22 protein-coding genes are annotated in these 19,035 nt (G+C 39.5%); 10 read left to right on the forward strand and 12 right to left on the reverse strand.

Annotated elements, in window-relative coordinates:
* Window positions 1–34 precede the first annotated feature (34 nt).
* From Q8M41_RS18160 to Q8M41_RS01010, 12 genes are all read right to left on the reverse strand, one after another.
* A complete protein-coding gene (locus Q8M41_RS18160) occupies window positions 35–358 on the reverse strand; it encodes a DUF6660 family protein (RefSeq protein WP_370870412.1) in 324 nt (107 codons plus the stop codon).
* A 471-nt stretch (window positions 359–829) separates the two neighbouring features.
* Window positions 830–2,116: an MFS transporter gene (locus Q8M41_RS00960; protein WP_305363360.1), complete on the reverse strand. Its 1,287-nt coding sequence runs from the start codon at window positions 2,114–2,116 to the stop codon at window positions 830–832.
* Between the two features lie 7 nt (window positions 2,117–2,123).
* Entirely contained in the window at window positions 2,124–2,897 is a 774-nt protein-coding gene (locus tag Q8M41_RS00965) for a nucleoside phosphorylase (protein ID WP_305363361.1), read from the reverse strand.
* Between the two features lie 16 nt (window positions 2,898–2,913).
* Window positions 2,914–4,020: an MBL fold metallo-hydrolase gene (locus Q8M41_RS00970; protein WP_305363362.1), complete on the reverse strand. Its 1,107-nt coding sequence runs from the start codon at window positions 4,018–4,020 to the stop codon at window positions 2,914–2,916.
* A 36-nt stretch (window positions 4,021–4,056) separates the two neighbouring features.
* Entirely contained in the window at window positions 4,057–4,410 is a 354-nt protein-coding gene (locus tag Q8M41_RS00975; protein WP_305363363.1) for a DsrE/DsrF/TusD sulfur relay family protein, read from the reverse strand.
* 131 nt (window positions 4,411–4,541) lie between these two features.
* Window positions 4,542–5,117 carry a class I SAM-dependent methyltransferase gene (locus Q8M41_RS00980; protein ID WP_305363364.1) on the reverse strand — a complete coding sequence of 192 codons (576 nt, stop codon included), beginning with the start codon at window positions 5,115–5,117 and terminating at the stop codon, window positions 4,542–4,544.
* Window positions 5,118–5,154: 37 nt separating this feature from the next.
* On the reverse strand, window positions 5,155–5,820 hold the full coding sequence (locus Q8M41_RS00985; protein ID WP_305363365.1) for a hypothetical protein: 666 nt from the start codon (window positions 5,818–5,820) through the stop codon (window positions 5,155–5,157).
* A 32-nt stretch (window positions 5,821–5,852) separates the two neighbouring features.
* Window positions 5,853–6,074, reverse strand: a complete 222-nt coding sequence (locus Q8M41_RS00990) for an SHOCT domain-containing protein (protein ID WP_305363366.1) — start codon at window positions 6,072–6,074, stop codon at window positions 5,853–5,855.
* A 39-nt stretch (window positions 6,075–6,113) separates the two neighbouring features.
* Window positions 6,114–6,326, reverse strand: a complete 213-nt coding sequence (locus Q8M41_RS00995) for a hypothetical protein (RefSeq protein WP_305363367.1) — start codon at window positions 6,324–6,326, stop codon at window positions 6,114–6,116.
* A 154-nt stretch (window positions 6,327–6,480) separates the two neighbouring features.
* Entirely contained in the window at window positions 6,481–7,683 is a 1,203-nt protein-coding gene (locus Q8M41_RS01000; protein ID WP_305363368.1) for an NAD(P)/FAD-dependent oxidoreductase, read from the reverse strand.
* Between the two features lie 10 nt (window positions 7,684–7,693).
* Window positions 7,694–8,350: a metalloregulator ArsR/SmtB family transcription factor gene (locus tag Q8M41_RS01005; protein WP_305363369.1), complete on the reverse strand. Its 657-nt coding sequence runs from the start codon at window positions 8,348–8,350 to the stop codon at window positions 7,694–7,696.
* 188 nt (window positions 8,351–8,538) lie between these two features.
* Window positions 8,539–9,201: a metal-dependent transcriptional regulator gene (locus Q8M41_RS01010; RefSeq protein ID WP_305363370.1), complete on the reverse strand. Its 663-nt coding sequence runs from the start codon at window positions 9,199–9,201 to the stop codon at window positions 8,539–8,541.
* A gap of 126 nt (window positions 9,202–9,327) precedes the next feature.
* Here Q8M41_RS01010 and Q8M41_RS01015 point away from each other — a divergent pair, with 126 nt between their 5' ends.
* The 10 genes from Q8M41_RS01015 to Q8M41_RS01060 all read left to right on the forward strand — a co-directional run bounded on the left by Q8M41_RS01015 (window position 9,328) and on the right by Q8M41_RS01060 (window position 18,910).
* Complete coding sequence (locus tag Q8M41_RS01015; RefSeq protein ID WP_305363371.1) at window positions 9,328–10,527, forward strand: di-heme oxidoredictase family protein; 1,200 nt, start codon at window positions 9,328–9,330, stop codon at window positions 10,525–10,527.
* A gap of 1 nt (window position 10,528) precedes the next feature.
* On the forward strand, window positions 10,529–10,978 hold the full coding sequence (locus Q8M41_RS01020) for a ubiquinol-cytochrome c reductase iron-sulfur subunit (protein ID WP_305363372.1): 450 nt from the start codon (window positions 10,529–10,531) through the stop codon (window positions 10,976–10,978).
* Window positions 10,975–12,201 carry a hypothetical protein gene (locus Q8M41_RS01025; RefSeq protein ID WP_305363373.1) on the forward strand — a complete coding sequence of 409 codons (1,227 nt, stop codon included), beginning with the start codon at window positions 10,975–10,977 and terminating at the stop codon, window positions 12,199–12,201. The genes Q8M41_RS01020 and Q8M41_RS01025 overlap by 4 nt, the downstream gene beginning before the upstream one ends.
* A 119-nt stretch (window positions 12,202–12,320) precedes the next feature.
* Window positions 12,321–12,851: a hypothetical protein gene (locus Q8M41_RS01030; RefSeq protein ID WP_305363374.1), complete on the forward strand. Its 531-nt coding sequence runs from the start codon at window positions 12,321–12,323 to the stop codon at window positions 12,849–12,851.
* Between the two features lie 82 nt (window positions 12,852–12,933).
* On the forward strand, window positions 12,934–13,404 hold the full coding sequence (locus tag Q8M41_RS01035; protein ID WP_305363375.1) for a DUF3347 domain-containing protein: 471 nt from the start codon (window positions 12,934–12,936) through the stop codon (window positions 13,402–13,404).
* Window positions 13,405–13,541: 137 nt separating this feature from the next.
* Entirely contained in the window at window positions 13,542–14,108 is a 567-nt protein-coding gene (locus Q8M41_RS01040) for a DUF3347 domain-containing protein (RefSeq protein ID WP_305363376.1), read from the forward strand.
* A gap of 5 nt (window positions 14,109–14,113) precedes the next feature.
* Window positions 14,114–14,572, forward strand: coding sequence for a heme-binding domain-containing protein (locus Q8M41_RS01045; protein ID WP_305363377.1), 459 nt, complete (start codon window positions 14,114–14,116; stop codon window positions 14,570–14,572).
* A gap of 6 nt (window positions 14,573–14,578) precedes the next feature.
* Window positions 14,579–17,440, forward strand: coding sequence for a multicopper oxidase domain-containing protein (locus Q8M41_RS01050; protein WP_305363378.1), 2,862 nt, complete (start codon window positions 14,579–14,581; stop codon window positions 17,438–17,440).
* A 29-nt stretch (window positions 17,441–17,469) separates the two neighbouring features.
* The gene (locus tag Q8M41_RS01055) at window positions 17,470–17,913 is read left to right on the forward strand and encodes a nuclear transport factor 2 family protein (protein ID WP_305363379.1); all 444 of its coding nucleotides are present in this window, start codon (window positions 17,470–17,472) and stop codon (window positions 17,911–17,913) included.
* A 76-nt stretch (window positions 17,914–17,989) separates the two neighbouring features.
* On the forward strand, window positions 17,990–18,910 hold the full coding sequence (locus Q8M41_RS01060) for a multicopper oxidase family protein (protein ID WP_305363380.1): 921 nt from the start codon (window positions 17,990–17,992) through the stop codon (window positions 18,908–18,910).
* Window positions 18,911–19,035 lie beyond the last annotated feature (125 nt).

Consider the following 19,035-nt stretch of genomic DNA (forward strand, 5'->3'; position numbering starts at 1 on the left):
GGCTGATCCGGGCGCAATAATTCGATAATTTTAATTAACCTAATCTAGGCGGTTGCCAAATTGAGATAGATGTGGAAGTTGCTTTTCCTAATGTCTTGTTAGGGTACTCTAAGCTTATTTGTAATGGAATATTTATGGAAAATATTGCATGCTTCATAATTGTTGGAGCGTTGCAGCAGGCACAAACACAAAATGGGGAACAGACATCCAAACCACGTTCATTGTGACTTTGTGCGGAAGAAGCTTCTATAAATACTTCTTTAATAGTGGAAGTTGATTTGTACGAAATAGCATCTGCACATGGCACGAGGCTCACCAGCATTACTATTGTACATACGATCCGACTCCAGAATTTCACTTCTATAAATTTTGTCAAAGATATAAACAATCAATTAGTATATCAGTTTTTTTATTTAAGAAAAGTTTACACTCTAAATTGGGTATGACAACCTAATTGATGAGGCTGCAAGAGCATTGATTGCGTATTAAACCCGTTATTTGGATGGATATGCCTATAGCCAATTCTGTCATTATTATCGAGAGTGGCAGGAACTAAAGCATGTAAGTGGCCATTTCAATCATCAGCCAGCAGATATAGTGTACATAGACTTTACTGGAGAGAAGCTTCACATCGTAGAACGTGTGAGACAGGGAAGATTATTAGTACAGAAGTTTATATTGCTGTCCTGGGCTTCAGTGGTTTCATTGATGTTGTGCAACGGCCACTACCGTCAGGCCTTTTGGCTAAAAAGATACCTCGCACTACGTGTTTAAACACCCAAAAACCAGTTTTGATATTAGTGACATTCTTATTAACCCAAACTCAGGTTCATATTGCAATACACTTTGTCATGGGCTGTCTCTGCATATTGCCGGGTCTATTCGTTACCCAATCCCATAATTTAACAGCACCACCCGTACTGCATTTCATCCGTAAATGAATGATTAATGCAGATACTAAAGTCAGAAAACCAATAAATAGTATGGCTGCATTGATACTGAAAAAATCAGCTATTATTCCTGTCAGAATTGCTCCAATTGCATATCCCAGGTCACGCCATAGCCTGAAAATACCAATACTCTTTGCCCTGTCCTGCGGATGGGTATTTTCTGCAACCGTTGCCAGAAATGTTGGATACACCATTGCCGTACCCCAGCCTAAAATGGAAGACAATATTACAAAATCAACCATACTATCAGCCCATACCAAAACAATCAGGGCAATGGCCTGCAAAAACATTCCAACATAGAGGATATCCTTTTTGCAAAATTTATCAGCCATTTTCCCTGTAAATAATTGACCAATACCCCAAACTGCAGGGTATATCGCTGCAATAATTCCGATTTCTGCAATGGAAAAACCTTTAATAGCAAGTAAGATTGGGAAGATCCCCCATGCCATACCATCATTCAGGTTATTTATTAAACCAGCCTGAGTTACAGAACCTAAGTTTTTATTCTTCCAGGTAGTGTCCCAAAAGATATTTTTCAACTTCGGAATGGTACTTGTAGCAGTCTCTATTGCAACATGATGTTTAGTATCCTTTATAAAAAAGATACTTCCAAATAATCCAAAAAATACCAGGCCAATTCCTACATAAAAAGGGTAAGGTCTTATTCCATACTCACTGGCTATCCAGCCTGTCAGGAAGGCAACAAGTGCAACAGCAATGTATCCTGCAAATTCATTTAATCCCATTGCAAAACCTCGTTGTTTTTCACCAACAAGGTCAATTTTCATTACTACTGTACTCGACCAGGTTAAACCCTGATTGATCCCTAAAAGCACATTAGCTGCAATTATCCAGTTCCAGTCAGGGGCAAACATCAAAATGAACGGAATCGGAATACCAATTATCCAACCTGCCACCAAAAGTGTTTTTCTGCCGTATTTATTGGCTAATGCACCTGTATAATAATTGGTGATTGCTTTAACTATGCCAAACACAATAATGAATGAGAGAATAGCTGTTTTAGCTGCTAAAGCGAATTCCTGTTCCGCAATCTGAGGAAGAATGGAACGTTCCAAACCTACCATCCCACCAACAAAACCATTGATGATGACCAGCAGGGTAAACTGTTTCCAGTTTTCTTTTAATCCTAATTGTACTCCCATTTTATAATTATAAGATACGTTTCAATAAGTATGACAATAGATTTAACGAATCGATGCTTCCGAAATGTTCTCCTTTTTCAAAATCACCTTCCGTTTGAGCCATGGTATTAGTAAGATGTGCTAAACAGACGACATTCTTCTGTTTAGCCTCTGCAAAAGCATACAAAGCCGCTGATTCCATTTCCACACAACAAACCCCCTCTTTTTCCATCGCTGTTATGGCAGCCTGAGTTTCTCTGTATGGCGCATCTGTTGTCCAGCTTTTTGCTTCAAAATAGGGGCAATCAGCAGCTGAAGAACCAACTGCCAGTTTCTCATATAGTACCTGAGATAGTTTTGAAATTGCATCAGGAGGCAGGTAATGATAACTTGTACCTTCATCCCTTTTAGCTTTGGTAATTAAAGCGAATCTTTTGCTTGATTGTGGTTGACTAATAATGCCGGATGATGTAATACTGATAAGACTAGTACAGCCTGATACAAATAATTGCTCTGCCACCAGCACTGCATAAGATGAGCCTACTATACAGGGAATGATGCCAACTTCAATGCCATCAACTTTAAAGCTGTACAATTTGGAATGATAGCATGCCCAGCATTCGTTTAAAGATGCCTGGTTAGTTTTTAGTAAATATTCAGATAAATCGCCGTCCGGATCAAGAAGACAGACCGAAGGGACATTGCAATCTTTTTTTTCTTTTTGCCGCTTTGCTTCACGCAGGAGGTTTTCGGGTTTGAATACACTTTCCCTCTGATAATATTTATACTTTAATAAATCCATTCGTTTATCTTCAATTTTAAGAGACTGCGCACCTGTTTGCCCCGGCTTCTAAATCAATGGGGTTTATATCGCTGAAATCACCTGTTATGTTCTTTTCTACAATAGACAGGTAGTTAGCCGGTGTTGGCGGAATACGTTGCTGAATAGTATCAATAAAATCTGCTTCACTCAATTGAAGCATAGGCACAGACTTTTTAACACTTCCTATCGTTGTTTGAATAGGCGCATTGTCAAAATCTACCGGTTGGCTCGTATGGGCTGGCAGTATGATTATGTTTTCATCCAGTTCTAATAATCTTTGTAAAGATTGATAGAGCATTTTTGACTTTTGAATTGCTTCATCATGATTTGCCTTCAAATCAGGTCTGCCTACTCCATCAATGAATAGGGTATCACCTGTGAGCAATATTTTTTCACTAATCAAATAGCTTGTACTTTCTAAAGTATGCCCGGGAGTTTGAATGGCTTTAATGCTGATATTTCCAATCTTAAAAATTGTATTATCGTCCACCGGCACAAAATTAAAGTTTACTTTATTGGGTACAGGAAGGTTTAATGTGGCATTGTTGCTCTCCGCTAATTGTTTAGACCTTGAAAGATGGTCTGCATGAATATGGGTTTCGATTACATATTTCAACTTTAGGTTCCCATTTTTAAGGATGTCCTGATAGGCTTCAATTGGTAAAGAAGCATCTACTACTATTGCTTCATGGTTTGATGATACCATATAAGAAAGGCAGCCCTTACCTGTTCTTCTGAATTGTATAATTTCAAAATCAGGGAATGAAATCTTTGCTATGTTCCAGGACAGGCTCCACCCTTTCATACCCCCCTGGAGAGAATAGGCTTCAAAACCCTGCTTTTGAAGTAATGTAGCAGCAATCTCTGCTGTTTTACCTCCTGCACAAATAGTTACTACCGGGACTGTTTTATCAAGATACAAGCCATGCAAAGCATCAGGATTGTTTGTTTTCAACTTATCGTATGCATTAAAATATATGCTGCCTGGTATGAACCATTCAGTTCTTTCCTGAATAGGCCTTATGTCAAGGACAGAGACTTCCTTTCCGGTTTCCAGCCAGGTTCTGAGTGTATTTGTATCTATTTGCTGAGTACCTACCATGATTTATAATTTAGGTTTTCTTTCATTCTGATGTTCTTAAAAAGTCAATACCTTATCGCTGTCAAGCACCCAGTTTGTAAGTTCAGCAAGATTGCTGATTTCCGCACCCTCAATCAAGGGTAAGTTTATCAATCCTCTTGCTTCGGCACAGCTTCCGCATATTTTTACTTTGGCGCCTTTATTCAGTGAGAGTTTCAACATTCTTTCAATGTTGTAATAACCATTAGGGGTGATTTGACTGGCGATAGCACAATTAGCTGCATCCGCGATCAAAAAGATCCTGACTTCTACATCCGGGTTTTCTTTGTTAAGTTGATTTGCAATGCTTAAAGCATTAAATGCTTTTTCAGTTCCGTAAGGAGCATCATTGATAATGATTAAAGTTTTCACGTGTTTTTTATTTTTTTTTAAATTCTTTAAATAACGCTGTGGTATGAGGGCTCTATCCCTGCCTTTCTAATTGCGCCTTACTGATTTTAAATGGTATATACCACAATTAAGAAATATCCTTTTTCATAACATTAAGCTGAAAGTTTAGAAAGAATTAATCCAAAATGATATGGTTCAATATTGAAAGGTTCTTTATAGACTGAAAACATTTGCCTGTCAATCCAATTCAGAATCTGTTCAGGTTTTGGTCTTATGCTTAAACCTGGCCCACGGGGTGTTGAAATATCGCTCCGCCAATGAATGATTCCAATTTTTCCTTGTGATTTTAGTATTCGATATGCTTCATTAAAAAATTCATTTGGGGTTTCGTGGTGTAAAATATTAAACAGCATCACATAATCCATTGAATTATTTGCTAAGCCTGTCTTTTTAGTTAAGACATCCCTATGTTCGGGTATTATGTTATCAATTCGTTCATTTTTAATTTTTTGTTCTAAAATATCAATCATCTCCTTTTCAATGTCATAAGCAAATAATCTACCGTTGATTTGTTTTGCGGCAGGGATTGTAAAAGTGCCATAACCACAACCAATTTCAACAATATCATTAACCTGACCGTTGATTTGCATTTCAGATAGAATTGAATCAATGTCAAAAAAATCATTCCACATTTTTTCATCCGGCATTCCGCTTTCTCTGACTTTCATAATGGATTATTCAATTTTTATGCTGAAACTGCTGCTGTCATTTTACCACCAATTTCACTTTTCGTTCAAAATAATTTCCACTCATTCCTTCCTGTGCCTTGCCCTTAATACTCTCGCCTTTGGTCAGCATTACCTGTAATTGCAGTTCAGCATTTTTAGCATTGCTCAATGGCTGAATGGTCATGGGCAAACTTGTGATGTCGGCATTTTCATAACCAGCAAGCTGATCACCCACCAAACGGCACGACATCGGGAGATTTACATCCCAACCGGGAGCAAATTTTGAAAGCGAATTTGTTCCGATGGTTGTTGGGTCAATGTATAACCATGCGTTTCGGTAAGATGCAGAAATTGAATTACTTTTTCTGCTTCCTATAACTGTAAGTACAGTTTTTTGCTCGCCCTTTTTGGCTTCAATCAAAAATGTCCCGTCCGGTTGTTTCAGGGATGCTTTTGTGTCCTTATCAAGAATGTCAATGATGGTGTTTGCATCGTCTTGCCACTGTCCGTTGTTAGCGTGGCAAGAGAGGCAATTTTTGGAATTGCTCAAAATGCCTACTGCCGGCGGATAGGCATAGGCTGCACCGCTGCTGTTTTGTTTTTCACTAAATTCGGGATGGTAAAAATTTTCCATCCCGATAAACTGATTGATAGTAATAATGACTATCAAAATAACCGTGAGAATAATTGCTTTGGTCTTCATTGTCTTATTTTTTAAGATTGAATCTTTATTTTCTAATCATTTGACAGATCTTTTTTCATTTTCTCAAATTGCTCTTTGGTAATTTCTCCTTTTGCATATCGCCTTTTCAGAATATCCATTGGCGATTCGGGGCTTTGTATGTTTTTATTTTGCGAATTATTTTTGATTAAAAAATAAATTGCGAGAATGATTAGAAGGGGGATAAACCACATTCCCCATCCCATTCCCCACCAGCAGTTGTAATCGTGCATCATGATACTATTGTTTTAAATTGTTTCTGAAATATTCTTTCTTCATTTCTTTTTATTGCCGTGCATCGGACACATCATCATTTCATCTTGCGTGGTCATATTTTTTTGCCCGTGCATCATTTGGGACATATGGCTGTTGTCCATCATCTGATACATCATGTCGTACATGGTGGAATCTTTGGTTTGCATCATCTTTTCCATCATTCTCATTTGCTGGTTGCTGCTGATTGCTTTTATGATTTCATTTTGTTTCAATGTGTCCTTCAAAATTGTTTCAGCGATATTGTTTTGCTGAAATGGTAATTCATAATTTTTTAGTTTTAAAGGTTAATGTTCAAATTAGTGATGGTAATATCCGGTTCATATTTCTGTTTAGAAATGATCCTGTTACAAGTGTTTATGATCCGTACTATTTTGTAAACCATATTTCAAAAAGACGCTCAAATTCATGCTTTGCTTTTCTCCCCTCTTTTGAGGGTGCTTCAAGCTTTACATAAGGTGCAGGATAAGCATAAAAATCACCTGATCCTTCCGCAGCCAGGCCATCCCCAACATCTACATAACAGATCCCTTTGCCGTTAAAGACAGCTGATATTTTTTCCCCCTTAATTTCAGACACAATATTTCTTGCCACAACATGTGCCTGTTCCTCCGCAAACACTCCGCCTTTTGGGAGTAATGCGCCATTGAGTAAACGGATAGCAGTGATATCACCTATTGCAAATACTCCGGGATAACGCGTGGTGAGTTCATCCGTATTCTCCAATATTTGCATGGTTTGGGGATGAACGGGAATGTAGCCTGTGGAATCTGTTAAACCCGAATCAACAATTGATCTTGGCGCACCATGTGGCGGAACACCTATTAACAGGTCATAACTGGTTTCTGTGTTATTTGTTCCTGAGGACTCCTTCGGAGAAAACAGAATTTTATTTGAACTGCCTTCTATTTTCGTAACGCTATGTTCAGGATAATAATTAATGTGGTGCGCTTTTAATAGTTGATTAAACGCTTCGCCTATTTGTTGACCGGCAACAGGCATCGGCTGTTTTTCGGGTGAATAAATTGAAATCTCAACATCCTGCCGCACTCCCTTTTCTCTCATAAACCACTCGGTTAATAAGGCTGCTTCATAAGGGGCAGGAGGGCAACGGAATGGAGTACGCGTAACCAAAAATGCAATCTTTCCTTTATTGAAGTTTTTTAGTTTTTGATGTATGTCAAAAGCTCCTTTGGTATCATAAAGATTGAGGCAAAACTCATTAAAACCTGGAATAGTATCAGGATGTAATTCTGCTCCCGTAGCGATAATTAAAAAATCGCATGGTATGGTTTGAGCATTTGTATAAACTGTCTTTGTTTCCGGATTGATGCGGATAACATCTTCATTTATAATCTCAATGTCTTTTCGTAAAAGTTTTTTTAGCGGGCTCTCAACATAATCTAAATTGACCTTTTCCCCGATGATGACGGGCAAAAAAGAAGGATAGAAAATAAAGGATTGCCTTTTTTCAATTACTGCAATCCGATAGTCACCTGGTACCAGGCCCCGTAAGGTATGAGCAGCCGTTAAACCGCCCCATCCTCCTCCTAATACCAATATTGTTTTCATACAATGAGTTTTAAAACTTTTCCTGCTGTCTTAATTTCCATTCCACATAACCATCTTCCATACGGATTGCCTTGAATTTCTTTTGGTTCAGAAGTTTAATAGCATCAACAGCCATCACACATAATGGACCACGGCAATAGGCAATGATTGTTTGGTCTTTGGGCAATTCATTCAGCCTTTTTTTAAGCTGTGCCAGAGGAATAGATACTGCATTGGGTATATGGCCGGCCTTGTACTCATCTTCCGGTCTCACATCAATCAGTATCACTTTTTCCTTTTTACTCCTTGCAAGCAAATCATTAATGGTAATGGATTCGAGGATGTTTTTATCAGCTTTAAAATCACTGATAAGTCTTTCCAGTTCGGCAATCTTGCGAAAGCCAAGTTCCTTCACTGCTGACACAAGCCGCAATACACTATCATCAGTAATGCTGTAAATGATAAAATTACCCTGACGCTGTGTATTTACCAGCTTAACAGACTTTAGTATCTGCAAATGCTGTGAAGTACTTGCAACAGACATTGATATCTCTTTTGAAAGTTCTTCTACAGAATAATCCTTTTGAGAAAGGACATCAATTAATTCCATCCGTTTGGGGTTTGAAATAGCATGTGTAACCCTTGATAGTTCCTGGTAAACCTGTTCTTTAATAGACGATGCTGACATATAAAATAATTTCCCGGAGTAAAGGTAGCACCTTTTCAACTATTCTACAAAATAATTGAATAGATTTTTTAAAAGCTATGAAGTCAGCCGGGCGGGCCCGCATGAGCTTATGTTCATTTCATTTAGTAAGCAGTAAGCTCATGCAGGTTTCATATAACAATCCCAATAGAAATTATTATCATTTGTAACTAGTAATTTATTACCACCAAGATACCGTTAGTTACCCTGCTGCTAACAATTATCTCTTTTTTTGATTTTAATTGCAGGATATAGCTTTGGTCAAATTCTTCTATCGACCCGATCTTGATGGTATCTCCCAAAGCCAGTCCGATCTTGTCCAGGTAAGAGAGGAACGCGGTTGAATGATCTGTTATTCCTGCGAACCTGGCTTTACTGCCTGCTTTTAGTTTTGACAACAGAACAGCTTCAGATTTCATGAACTCACCATTCTCATCCGGGATAGGATCCCCATGCGGATCGGCTTTCGGATATCCCAAAAAACTATCAAGGCGGTTAATCAGATCTTCACTTTGTACATGCTCAAGTTGTTCTGCTATTTCATGAACTTCATCCCAGCCGAATTCCAGTTTGCTGACAAGAAATACCTCCCAAAGTCTGTGTCTTCGAATAATTCCTACCGCACTTTTTCTTCCTTTTCCCGTTAACTTAAATCCTTTTGATTTCTCGTAGAGAATCCATTTTCTTTCAGACATTTTCTTAAGCATGTCCGTTACAGTTGCTGAATGGATAGCCAGAGCTTTAGCAAGGTCGGTATTATTAACCCTTCCGCCTGTTTTCTCTTCAAGTTTATAGATCGCTTTAAGATAGTTCTCCTCGGTAAATGAATGCATTGAATTCCGTTTCAAGCAAGATACTAAATAAGATAAACAAAACATAATTTTTAGATATATCTAAAAATTATGTTTTGTTTATCTTATATTTATATCTTTGTCAATCAAATTTAACATTCTGCGGTAATGCAAAACAAGTTTATTGTCCTTAGTCTCATTGCATGTCTCATCATTGCAGGTACGTCCTGTGAAAAAACTATCCCGGGCGCTCCAGAAGATGACCAGATTCTGGATGGCCCAATCGAAGGCTTAACACCTGAACAAAATCGAATTTTCCTAAATGGCGATGTGGCCTTTAATGGGGATGTATTTTCTGCAGCTAATGGGCTGGGACCCATGTTTGTTGCGAATTCCTGCGGAAGCTGCCATGCAGGAGATGGCAAAGGCCATCCTTTTACAACCTTAACACGTTTTGGCCAAAGCGATACATTGGGTAACAAATTTTTGATGCAAGGCGGGCCGCAGTTGCAAAACAGGGCTATACCTGGTTATCAACCAGAAAAAATTCCTGCTGGAGCTACATTTTCGAATTTTACGCCTCCGGCTAATACTGGACTTGGGTTTTTCGAAGCTATATCGGATGCAACAATTATGGCCATGGCAGACGTAAACGATGCCAATGGGGATGGTATTTCAGGAAGACCGAACTGGATAACTATCCCACAATATTCGGAGCTTCGTCCAGGGACTATTGTCCGGAACGGCAAATATATCGGGCGCTTTGGTAAAAAAGCAGCCGTTTATGATCTGTTACAGCAAACGGCAAATGCTTATAATCAGGATATGGGTATAACCTCAACTTACGAGCACTTTTCAACTTACAAAAATCAGGATATTGAGCCTGAAATATCGAACCAGAAAGTTCTGGATGTTGTATTCTATCTCAAAACACTAAAAGCGCCGGTACAAAGAGACCAGAATAATCCCGATGTAATTTCAGGCAAACAGGTGTTCCTGAATATTTCCTGTGGAAAATGCCATACACCGCAATTACAAACAGAGCCATCCAGTATAGCTGCCTTGTCAAATAAAACCTTTGCACCATACACAGACTTCCTGTTACATGACCTGGGACCAGCACTCGATGATAAATATACCGAAGGCACAGCATTGACACCCGAATGGCGAACACCCGCTTTATGGGGTTTAGGCTTATCTAAAAATTCTCAGGGAGGTGAATATCATCTTTTACATGATGGAAGAGCAAAAAGTATTGAACAAGCTGTACTAATGCATGGCGGCGAGGCTGAGCAGAGCAAAAATAAGTTTCAGCAGCTCCCATCAAGCGAGAAAACCAAACTCCTTAAGTTCCTTGAATCTTTATAAAATGGACAGAAGAAACTTTATCGCAAAAGGCTGTACTGCCTGTTTGTCTGTAGCAGTTATGCCGGCATTGCTTAGCTCGTGTACAAGCACCAGGTATCTTACCGGAACTGTTGAAAAGGATGGACTTCGGTTAAATAAATCAGAGTTTAGAATAACAGGCAAAGGGAGCAAAGCTTACCTGTCATTTCTGATTATTCGGAATGATGCCTTTAAATATCCTATTTGTGTTTATCGTTTTAGCGAACAGGATTATACCGCCTTGTGGATGAGGTGTACCCACCAGGGAACAGAACTCCAGGCGTCCGGAGATTTCCTTCAGTGCCCGGCTCACGGAAGCGAGTTTAATAATAAAGGGCAAGTCACCAATGGGCCGGCCGACAATAACCTCAGGACATTCCCTGTCGTGGTGTCCAATAACGATATATTCATAGATATGAGAAAGCAATCATGAAGAAACCCATTACCTTACTTCTAGTAATACTCCTTGTTAAAACAGGCTTCGCTCAAATTGATCCCGACTTATTGCGATCTCCTGATAGAGACTCTACGCGCATAAAATTGAACATGGACGCAGTCTATGATCGTCCTTTCCTTCAGGCTGCTAAGCTCCCGGTCGCTCTTGGGGGATATGCAGAAGCTAACTACCAATATTTAGGAACGGATGGTATAACCGAAGGACATCAGTTTCAAATGCGGAGACTCACGTTATTTGTGTCTTCGTCCATTGCAAAAAGAATTAAGTTTCTATCAGAGCTTGAGTTTGAAGACGGCACAAAAGAGATCAATATAGAATTTGCATCTGTGGATTTTGAGTTCAATCCCCTGTTAAATTTAAGGGGAGGCATTGTTATGAATCCCATTGGGGCATTCAACCAAAACCATGACGGCCCAAAATGGGAGTTCGTTGACAGGCCTATATCTGCGACACAAATGCTTCCTGCAACATGGAGTAATGTAGGATTCGGAGTTTTCGGAAAAAAGTATCTCAAGAATTGGGTATATGCTTATGAAGCCTATTTAACAAACGGCTTTGATGAGACCATCATATCTAACTCCGAAAACAGGACTTTTTTACCAGCATCCAAAGCTAACAGAGATCGCTTTGAGGAAAGCTTTAACGGGGCTCCCTTATTAACCGGGAAAGTAGCCCTAAGGAACACAAAGATTGGTGAGTTAGGATTATCCTATATGGGCGGTATTTATAATAAATTTCAGGATGACGGGCTTATTCTTGATGATAAAAGGCGGCTGAACGTTTTTGCAATTGATTTCAATACAGTTCTGCCTAAAATAAACACTTTCATAAATGCAGAATGGGCTTGGGTAAATGTAGATATTCCGGAAACCTATACAGAGCAATTTGGCACTAAGCAGCAGGGTGGGTTTATTGATTTGGTTCAACCAATTATAAAAAAACCGCTGTTTGGTTTTGAAAGAGCAGTTTTAAATGCTGCTATCAGGCTGGAATATGTAGATTGGAATAAAGGAATATTCAGTTCAACAGGTGGAAATATTTCTGACCATATCTATTCTGTTGTACCTGCTTTAAGTTTTCGCCCTACTCCACAGACGGTGATCAGATTGAATTACCGATACAATTGGCAAACGGATCTTCTGGGGAATCCGGCAGCAAAACTTGCTGGCTTTCAATTTGGTGTATCAACCTACTTTTGATATCGTAATTGTTAAGCACTATAATTATATAAACTTTCCAATTAATTATGTAATAATATCAGCTATTTGATATGTATCTTTGTTACCTAAATACATTTTTAGCGATGTATTGTGTTTCAATGAAAATTTCATCAGTACAGTTTAAAGCAGCTTTTTTGCTAATCGTATTCTCGCTGAGTACGATTGTAGGATTCGCTTGTTCTGTAGGATTAGATATGACCTTTAACGCAGATCATCATAAAGAAACAGCCGGTCAACAACAAAAAAGCCATGAGCATGGCAAATCCCATGAGCATGCTGCTTCCGCTGATCATCATCAGGAGCCCGTAAGTCATCACGAGCATCCGGCAGATCATCACCAGAAACAGGCCGACCACCATAAACAAGTTAGCAATCTCCAGGAAAACCCTGAGGATGACTGTTGCAAGGATGAAGTAGCTAAATTTGAAAAAAGTGACAAACGTACTCCCCAACCGTTTAATTACAATTTACAACCTCCGTTTGTTACTTTAGGATTCAATACCCCCTTTAATATTAAAATAGATGTGCAGGCATCTTGTCTTCACTTACCCAGTAATAAATATTTTGTAAGAAATCACCATCCGCCCATAGCGGATACCCGCATAGCTATCCAGAGTTTCCTGATTTGATTTTTGTTTAAAGTTTGATACCCATGGTCATTATTTGAGCCATGCATTAATTATTTGCTTTAAACATTTAAATCATTTCAAAATGAAAAAGATATTTTTTATAGTTGCATTTATTGCAACCGGACTTGTTCAAACATATGCACAGGATAAATCACCCCTGCACGTAGACCTGCTCACCCATTATTATGCAATTAAAGATGCTTTAGTGGCTAGCAAGGCCGACCTTGCGGCAACTCATGCTGCTGAATTCGTTAAAACCGCGGCCTCTGTCGATGCCAAAAACCTTCCGGACGCCAACAGGACATTACTTGTTAGGGATGCTTCTGCTATTGCCAGCGTTAAAGATCTGAAAAAGCAAAGAGAATATTTCTCTGCTTTCTCTGACAATATGGCAGCCTTAGCCAAAGTTACGAAGCTTGGTGATGGTGCTATTTATAGGGCGTATTGCCCGATGAAGAAAGCTAGCTGGCTTAGCAAAGAGCCTGCAATTAAGAACCCCTATTACGGTAGCGCTATGCTTACCTGCGGGAAGGTTGTAGAAACTCTTAAATAATTCCAATCCAAGAAGGCCATAGGTGCATTGCATCCTATGGTTTTACTCTGGAAGTTAAACCATTAAAACACTCATAGAACTATTCCGGTCGCTCCTTAAAGAAGTGTCGCTGGTATATTAATTTTAAAACTAAAGACATGAAAACAATCATCTTAAGCTTAACGCTCGTATCAATACTTTTTGTTGCCTGTAACAATAATGGACCCAATAAACAAGCATCTGACAGTACCGCATCAGTAGGGACTACGGACAAGGAAACAACCGAAAATAAAATGCCCGCAAGCGAAATATTGACTGGCTACCTTAAAGTCAAAAATGCGCTTACAAATGACAATGATAAAGAAGCTGCTACCGCTGCAACTGAATTAGCTAAAGCCTTTAAAGCGATGGATAAAACAGCATTAAATGCGGAACAGAGTCAAGTGTTTACTGATGTGGAAGCCGATGCCATAGAGCATGCTGAACACATTGCTGCCAATGCAGGTAATCTGGTTCATCAGCGTGAGCATTTTGAAACCTTAAGTGCAGAAGTCTATGAATTGGTTAAATCTACAGGCGCAGGACAAAAACTGTATTACACCAACTGTCCGATGTATAATAATAACAAAGGGGCTAACTGGTTGAGTGAAACCAAAGAGGTGAAGAACCCCTATTTAGGACTGGCTATGTCAACATGCGGGTCGGTTCAGGAAGAGCTTAATTAAACCCGATGAGCAGACTAAAAATAGGATTAATTGTCTTATTGGTTATTCTGGTTGCTATTCAGTTTGTTCAGCCTGCACGCAACCAAAGTGTGCAGGCTTCAACCGGGGGCATAGCCAGCGTAATATCTGTTCCTGAGAATGTACAAGCGATTTTGCAAAACTCCTGTTATGATTGCCATAGTAACAATACCCGCTATCCCTGGTACGCTGGTCTGCAACCCGGAGCCTGGTGGTTGGCCTCGCATATTGATGAAGGAAAAGCGCAGCTGAATTTTGATGAGTTTGGAAATTATTCTAAACGCAGGCAGCTCAGTAAACTAAAAGCCATACAAGGATCAATCGAAGATGAAAGCATGCCCTTGCCTTCTTATACATTCATACATAAGGCTGCTAATCTTTCAAAAACGGATCAAAAACTATTAAAAGATTGGATAGAAATATCCAGAGATGAAATTTCTAAATAAAAAATCATGAATAAGCTATTAACCCTTGTCATCCTGCTTTTTTTCCAGCAGACCCTGTATGCGGAGTATCCGGAGCACTCACATTCACTATCCGCCTCCATGCAGGTTGTTTATACCTGCCCCATGCATCCGGAAGTAAAGTCGGGCAAACCCGGAAATTGCCCAAAATGCGGAATGAAGCTGGTTGTTCAGAAAACAAAAGCCACGAAGACTTCAACTCCTGCTCAGGTAAAAAAAGTGCCAGCGCCAAAACCGGCAAGTCAGGGTGCAACGGCAAGTCCTGCAAAAAAAACCGAAGTTCCGGGACCTGCCATGGTATTTACCTGCCCAATGCATCCTGAAGTAAAGTCGAATAAGCCTGGTAACTGTCCTAAGTGTGAAATGAAACTGGTTGTTCAGAAATCCAAACCCACAAAATTTTTGACACCTGTTCCGGCAAAAAAAGATACGGCCCCTGCCCAGACTAAACCTATTGCAGATCCATCTGGTGAACATCAAGACATGATCATGCCCGCTAAAGACGATGTTGAAGTTATGGAGGATATGGACACTATGAAAACAGCAAAAGCTAATCTTGGCCCCATTAAAACGATTCCCAAAAATACTCCGCCCCGCACCGTACGATACGACTTATATATTGCCGATACCATGGTGAATTTTACAGGCAAATCGAAAAGGGCTATTGCTGTAAACGGCCAGATCCCTATGCCCACCCTTACCTTCACCGAAGGAGATACTGCTGAGATATATGTACACAATAAATTGAAAGAAGAGACCTCGCTGCATTGGCACGGGCTTTTTTTACCCAACAAAATGGATGGGGTTCCTTTCCTTACACAAATGCCTATAAAGCCCGGTGCCACTTATTTGTATAAGTTTCCTATTATTCAGCACGGTACACACTGGTACCATAGTCACAGCGGCTTGCAGGAGCAACTAGGTATGTACGGTTCTTTTATCATGAACAAAAGAGAGGAATGGGACATACCAACTATCCCCGTAGTTATTAGTGAATGGCTGGATATGAAACCAGATGAGGCCCACCGTAGCTTACATGCTGCCACCGATTGGTTTGCAGTGCAAAAAGGTGCCGAGCAAACCTATTTAGAAGCAATAAAGTTGGGTTGGTTTAAAACAAAGGTGAAGAACGAATGGAAGCGCATGAATGCGATGGATTTAACTGATATCTATTATGATAGTCTTCTAATTAACGGTAGAAATCAAAGCCATCAGCCACAATTTAAAGCTGGTGATAAAGTAAGGTTGCGGATAGCAAACGGTGGAGCGTCCGATTATTTCTGGCTTAGCTACTCTGGCGGAAAAATTACTGTAGTAGCCACCGATGGAAACGATGTAGAACCGATAGAAGTTGACAGGTTAATTATAGCTGTATCAGAAACCTATGATGTTGTTGTGACTATTCCTGAAAACAAGAGTTACGAATTTCTGGCAACACCTGAAGATCGTACAAAATTTACCTCTTTGTGGCTCGGGAGTGGCGAGAAAGTGCCTGCTGTAAGATGGAATCGACCCAAATATTTTTTAGGCATGAGGATGATGAACGATATGATGGATATGAATGGCAACCTAGTTGAGATGGAAGGAATGGCGATGAAAAACCAGATCATGGATATGAACACGGTAATGTATCCGGAGATTACAGGTGAGGAAATCCGCAGTGCATCAAAGGTACGAAGTATGGAGAAGAGAGGGGCTGGTAAGAAACAAACTACCCCTATTACAGAAAATGGAGAGGTACAAATAAATACACCGATAAACCCTAGCAGTTCCGATATGGCAGGTATGACTATGGCTCCCTCTCCTTCGGAGAGGGCGGGGGGTAAGGCTTCCGAAATAGTCTCACTTAATTACGGGATGTTGCGGGCACCTGAAAAAACCACTTTACCTAAGGGTCCGTGGAGAGAAATAAAATTCGATTTGACGGGTAATATGAACCGTTATGTCTGGAGCATTGATAACAAAGTAGTTTCGGAAAGCGATAAAATATTGATCAGGAAAGGCGAGAATGTTAGAATAATACTGTACAATAACAGCATGATGCGCCATCCCATGCACCTGCATGGTCACGACTTCAGGTTGCTAAATGGACAAGGTGAAAACGCCATCATGAAAAACATCATTGACATTATGCCCATGGAAAGAGACACCATAGAATTTAACGCAAATGAACGGGGTGGTGACTGGTTCTTTCATTGCCATATTTTATACCACATGATGAGCGGTATGGGCAAAGTCTTTTCTTATGATAATCCACTAATTGATAAAACCGATATTACCAATCCTAAAGTTGCCCGGAGGGGATTGAATTCCGAAGACAGAAAATTTCATAAAATGGGTTCAGTCGGCTTAGAAAGTAATGGTAGCGACGGTGAATTTATGATGGCAAGTACTCGTTTTAAGCTGTCTACAGAATGGCGACTTGGTTTAAAAGCAATGCATGGTAAAGAGAGCGAAACTAATTTTGGAAGGTACTTAGGTAGGAACCAGTGGATATTCCCTTTTATTGGGTTTGACTATCATCGTAACACAATAAGAAACCAAGGTGAAAAAAACATGTTTGGTCAAATTAGTAATCAAACCAACAGAAAAGCTTTTGTAGCCGGTATACAGTACACACTTCCCATGTTATTTATTGCGGAACAGAGAATTGACAGTAAAGGAAAACTTCGTTTTCAATTATCGCGAGAGGATATTCCGGTAGCGCCAAGGTTAAGGTTGAACATATCTGGTAATACTGATAAAGAATATACTACCGGACTTAGGTACATCGTAACCAAATACTTCAATTTATCAACTCACTACGACAGCGATATGGGGTTTGGGGGAGGATTAACTCTCACTTACTAGAATATAAACACTAATCAAAATCAAAAAAAATGAAAAAAACAACTTTAGTAGTCAGTATGCTGTTTTTATATGTAACAGCATTTGCGCAAACCAATGAAGTCGAAGCAGTAAAGGCGGTCCTTTCAAATTACCATAATGCTATTCAGAAATTAGACGCTACAGGTACGGAATTGCTTTTTACCGCGGATTCTAAAATTTATGAATCCGGGGGTATAGAAGGTACATATGCACATTACCTGGAGCATCACCTGGGCCCTGAGTTAAAAGTATTCAAGTCCTTTACTTTTAGCTATTATAAAGCCGATGTAAAGGTTGATGGAGATTATGCGTTCGCAACTGAAACGTATAACTATGCCATTGTATTGGCAAAAGATAATTCTGAAATAAAACGAAGAGGAGTAGCTACTTCAGTACTAAAGAAGATTGAAGGAAAATGGAAGATCATGGTTAGCCATAGTTCGTCACGAAAGTAATCCGAAATTATTTCTAATGATAACACAGGGTAAATAGGTTCATCCGCTTTAATTTAATCATGTAGCATAAATAATTATGAAACGCAGGAAATTTATAAAAAATGCAGGTTTAGGAGCAGGCAGCATACTTGCAGGAAGTTCTGTGGTTAATTTATTAAGCGCATGCGGCAAAGTCCACATGATGAATGGCGATGAGATGAATATGGGAGGGGAACCTGTATCTATTAAAGAAGGGAATTTCAGTATGCCTCTCCCTCTTCCCAACAATGTAACAGGAAACGTAACATTAACTGCGCAAGCAACAACAGCAAATATTAGGGGCATCAATATTCCCGTTTTGGGCTATCAGGCTAAAGGTATATTGGGTCCTACTATCCGTGTTAACAGCGGCATAAATACCAGCATAAATTTTCAGAATAATCTTTCTGAAAATAGTAATATACACTGGCACGGATTAAAAATTCCTGCGAATATGGATGGGCATCCGGAAGATGTTGTAAATCCAGGCAGTAGTTTTAATTATCAATTCAAGATTAATCAACGGGCAGGATTAAGCTGGTATCACCCGCACCCGGACAGAGCTACGGCGAAGCAAGCTTTTCAAGGCCTGGCTGGTTTGTTTATAATTAATGACGCAGAAGAAGCGGCTTTAAATTTGCCTTCAGGGGTATATGAAATACCAGTGGTGATACAGGATAAACGCTTATCGTCATCGGGAATTACCTATAACCCTTCAACAGGGGAAGTTATGTCTGGCTTTATGGGTGAAACAATCACTGTAAATGGAGAGGCATCTCCTGTTGTTGATGTGACCACACGGTTTTACAGGCTACGGGTGTTAAATGGTTCCAATGCCCGAATCTATAATCTTGCTTTAAATAATAATGCCGAATTAATTATAATTGGTAATGACGGAGGCTTATTAAAAAATCCTTCAAACGTTAAGAATATTTTACTGGCTCCGGGAGAACGCTTAGATGTACTAGTGTTAAGTTAAATATATTATGACGTAATAAAAATATATTGTATATTCGTAAAACAATCAGTTATGATACGATATACAATTAAACTCAGTAAAGGAGAAGTTGAGGAATTGATGGAGATCGTAAATAAAGGTTCCCA

Source organism: Daejeonella sp. (assembly GCF_030684675.1).
Classification (GTDB): Bacteria; Bacteroidota; Bacteroidia; order Sphingobacteriales; family Sphingobacteriaceae; genus Daejeonella.

What these genes read in the sequence shown, in the direction of transcription:
- Q8M41_RS00990 (WP_305363366.1), bottom strand. Translation starts at nt 6,074, where the DNA reads ATGATGCACGATTACAACTGCTGGTGGGGAATGGGATGGGGAATGTGG.
- Q8M41_RS01020 (WP_305363372.1), top strand. Translation starts at nt 10,529, where the DNA reads ATGGACAGAAGAAACTTTATCGCAAAAGGCTGTACTGCCTGTTTGTCT.
- Q8M41_RS01000 (WP_305363368.1), bottom strand. Translation starts at nt 7,683, where the DNA reads ATGAAAACAATATTGGTATTAGGAGGAGGATGGGGCGGTTTAACGGCT.
- Q8M41_RS01005 (WP_305363369.1), bottom strand. Translation starts at nt 8,350, where the DNA reads ATGTCAGCATCGTCTATTAAAGAACAGGTTTACCAGGAACTATCAAGG.
- Q8M41_RS01035 (WP_305363375.1), top strand. Translation starts at nt 12,934, where the DNA reads ATGAAAAAGATATTTTTTATAGTTGCATTTATTGCAACCGGACTTGTT.
- Q8M41_RS01050 (WP_305363378.1), top strand. Translation starts at nt 14,579, where the DNA reads ATGAATAAGCTATTAACCCTTGTCATCCTGCTTTTTTTCCAGCAGACC.
- Q8M41_RS01045 (WP_305363377.1), top strand. Translation starts at nt 14,114, where the DNA reads ATGAGCAGACTAAAAATAGGATTAATTGTCTTATTGGTTATTCTGGTT.
- Q8M41_RS00970 (WP_305363362.1), bottom strand. Translation starts at nt 4,020, where the DNA reads ATGGTAGGTACTCAGCAAATAGATACAAATACACTCAGAACCTGGCTG.
- Q8M41_RS01040 (WP_305363376.1), top strand. Translation starts at nt 13,542, where the DNA reads ATGAAAACAATCATCTTAAGCTTAACGCTCGTATCAATACTTTTTGTT.
- Q8M41_RS01060 (WP_305363380.1), top strand. Translation starts at nt 17,990, where the DNA reads ATGAAACGCAGGAAATTTATAAAAAATGCAGGTTTAGGAGCAGGCAGC.
- Q8M41_RS00960 (WP_305363360.1), bottom strand. Translation starts at nt 2,116, where the DNA reads ATGGGAGTACAATTAGGATTAAAAGAAAACTGGAAACAGTTTACCCTG.
- Q8M41_RS01010 (WP_305363370.1), bottom strand. Translation starts at nt 9,201, where the DNA reads ATGCATTCATTTACCGAGGAGAACTATCTTAAAGCGATCTATAAACTT.
- Q8M41_RS01015 (WP_305363371.1), top strand. Translation starts at nt 9,328, where the DNA reads ATGCAAAACAAGTTTATTGTCCTTAGTCTCATTGCATGTCTCATCATT.
- Q8M41_RS01055 (WP_305363379.1), top strand. Translation starts at nt 17,470, where the DNA reads ATGAAAAAAACAACTTTAGTAGTCAGTATGCTGTTTTTATATGTAACA.
- Q8M41_RS01025 (WP_305363373.1), top strand. Translation starts at nt 10,975, where the DNA reads ATGAAGAAACCCATTACCTTACTTCTAGTAATACTCCTTGTTAAAACA.
- Q8M41_RS01030 (WP_305363374.1), top strand. Translation starts at nt 12,321, where the DNA reads ATGAAAATTTCATCAGTACAGTTTAAAGCAGCTTTTTTGCTAATCGTA.
- Q8M41_RS00985 (WP_305363365.1), bottom strand. Translation starts at nt 5,820, where the DNA reads ATGAAGACCAAAGCAATTATTCTCACGGTTATTTTGATAGTCATTATT.
- Q8M41_RS00980 (WP_305363364.1), bottom strand. Translation starts at nt 5,117, where the DNA reads ATGAAAGTCAGAGAAAGCGGAATGCCGGATGAAAAAATGTGGAATGAT.
- Q8M41_RS00965 (WP_305363361.1), bottom strand. Translation starts at nt 2,897, where the DNA reads ATGGATTTATTAAAGTATAAATATTATCAGAGGGAAAGTGTATTCAAA.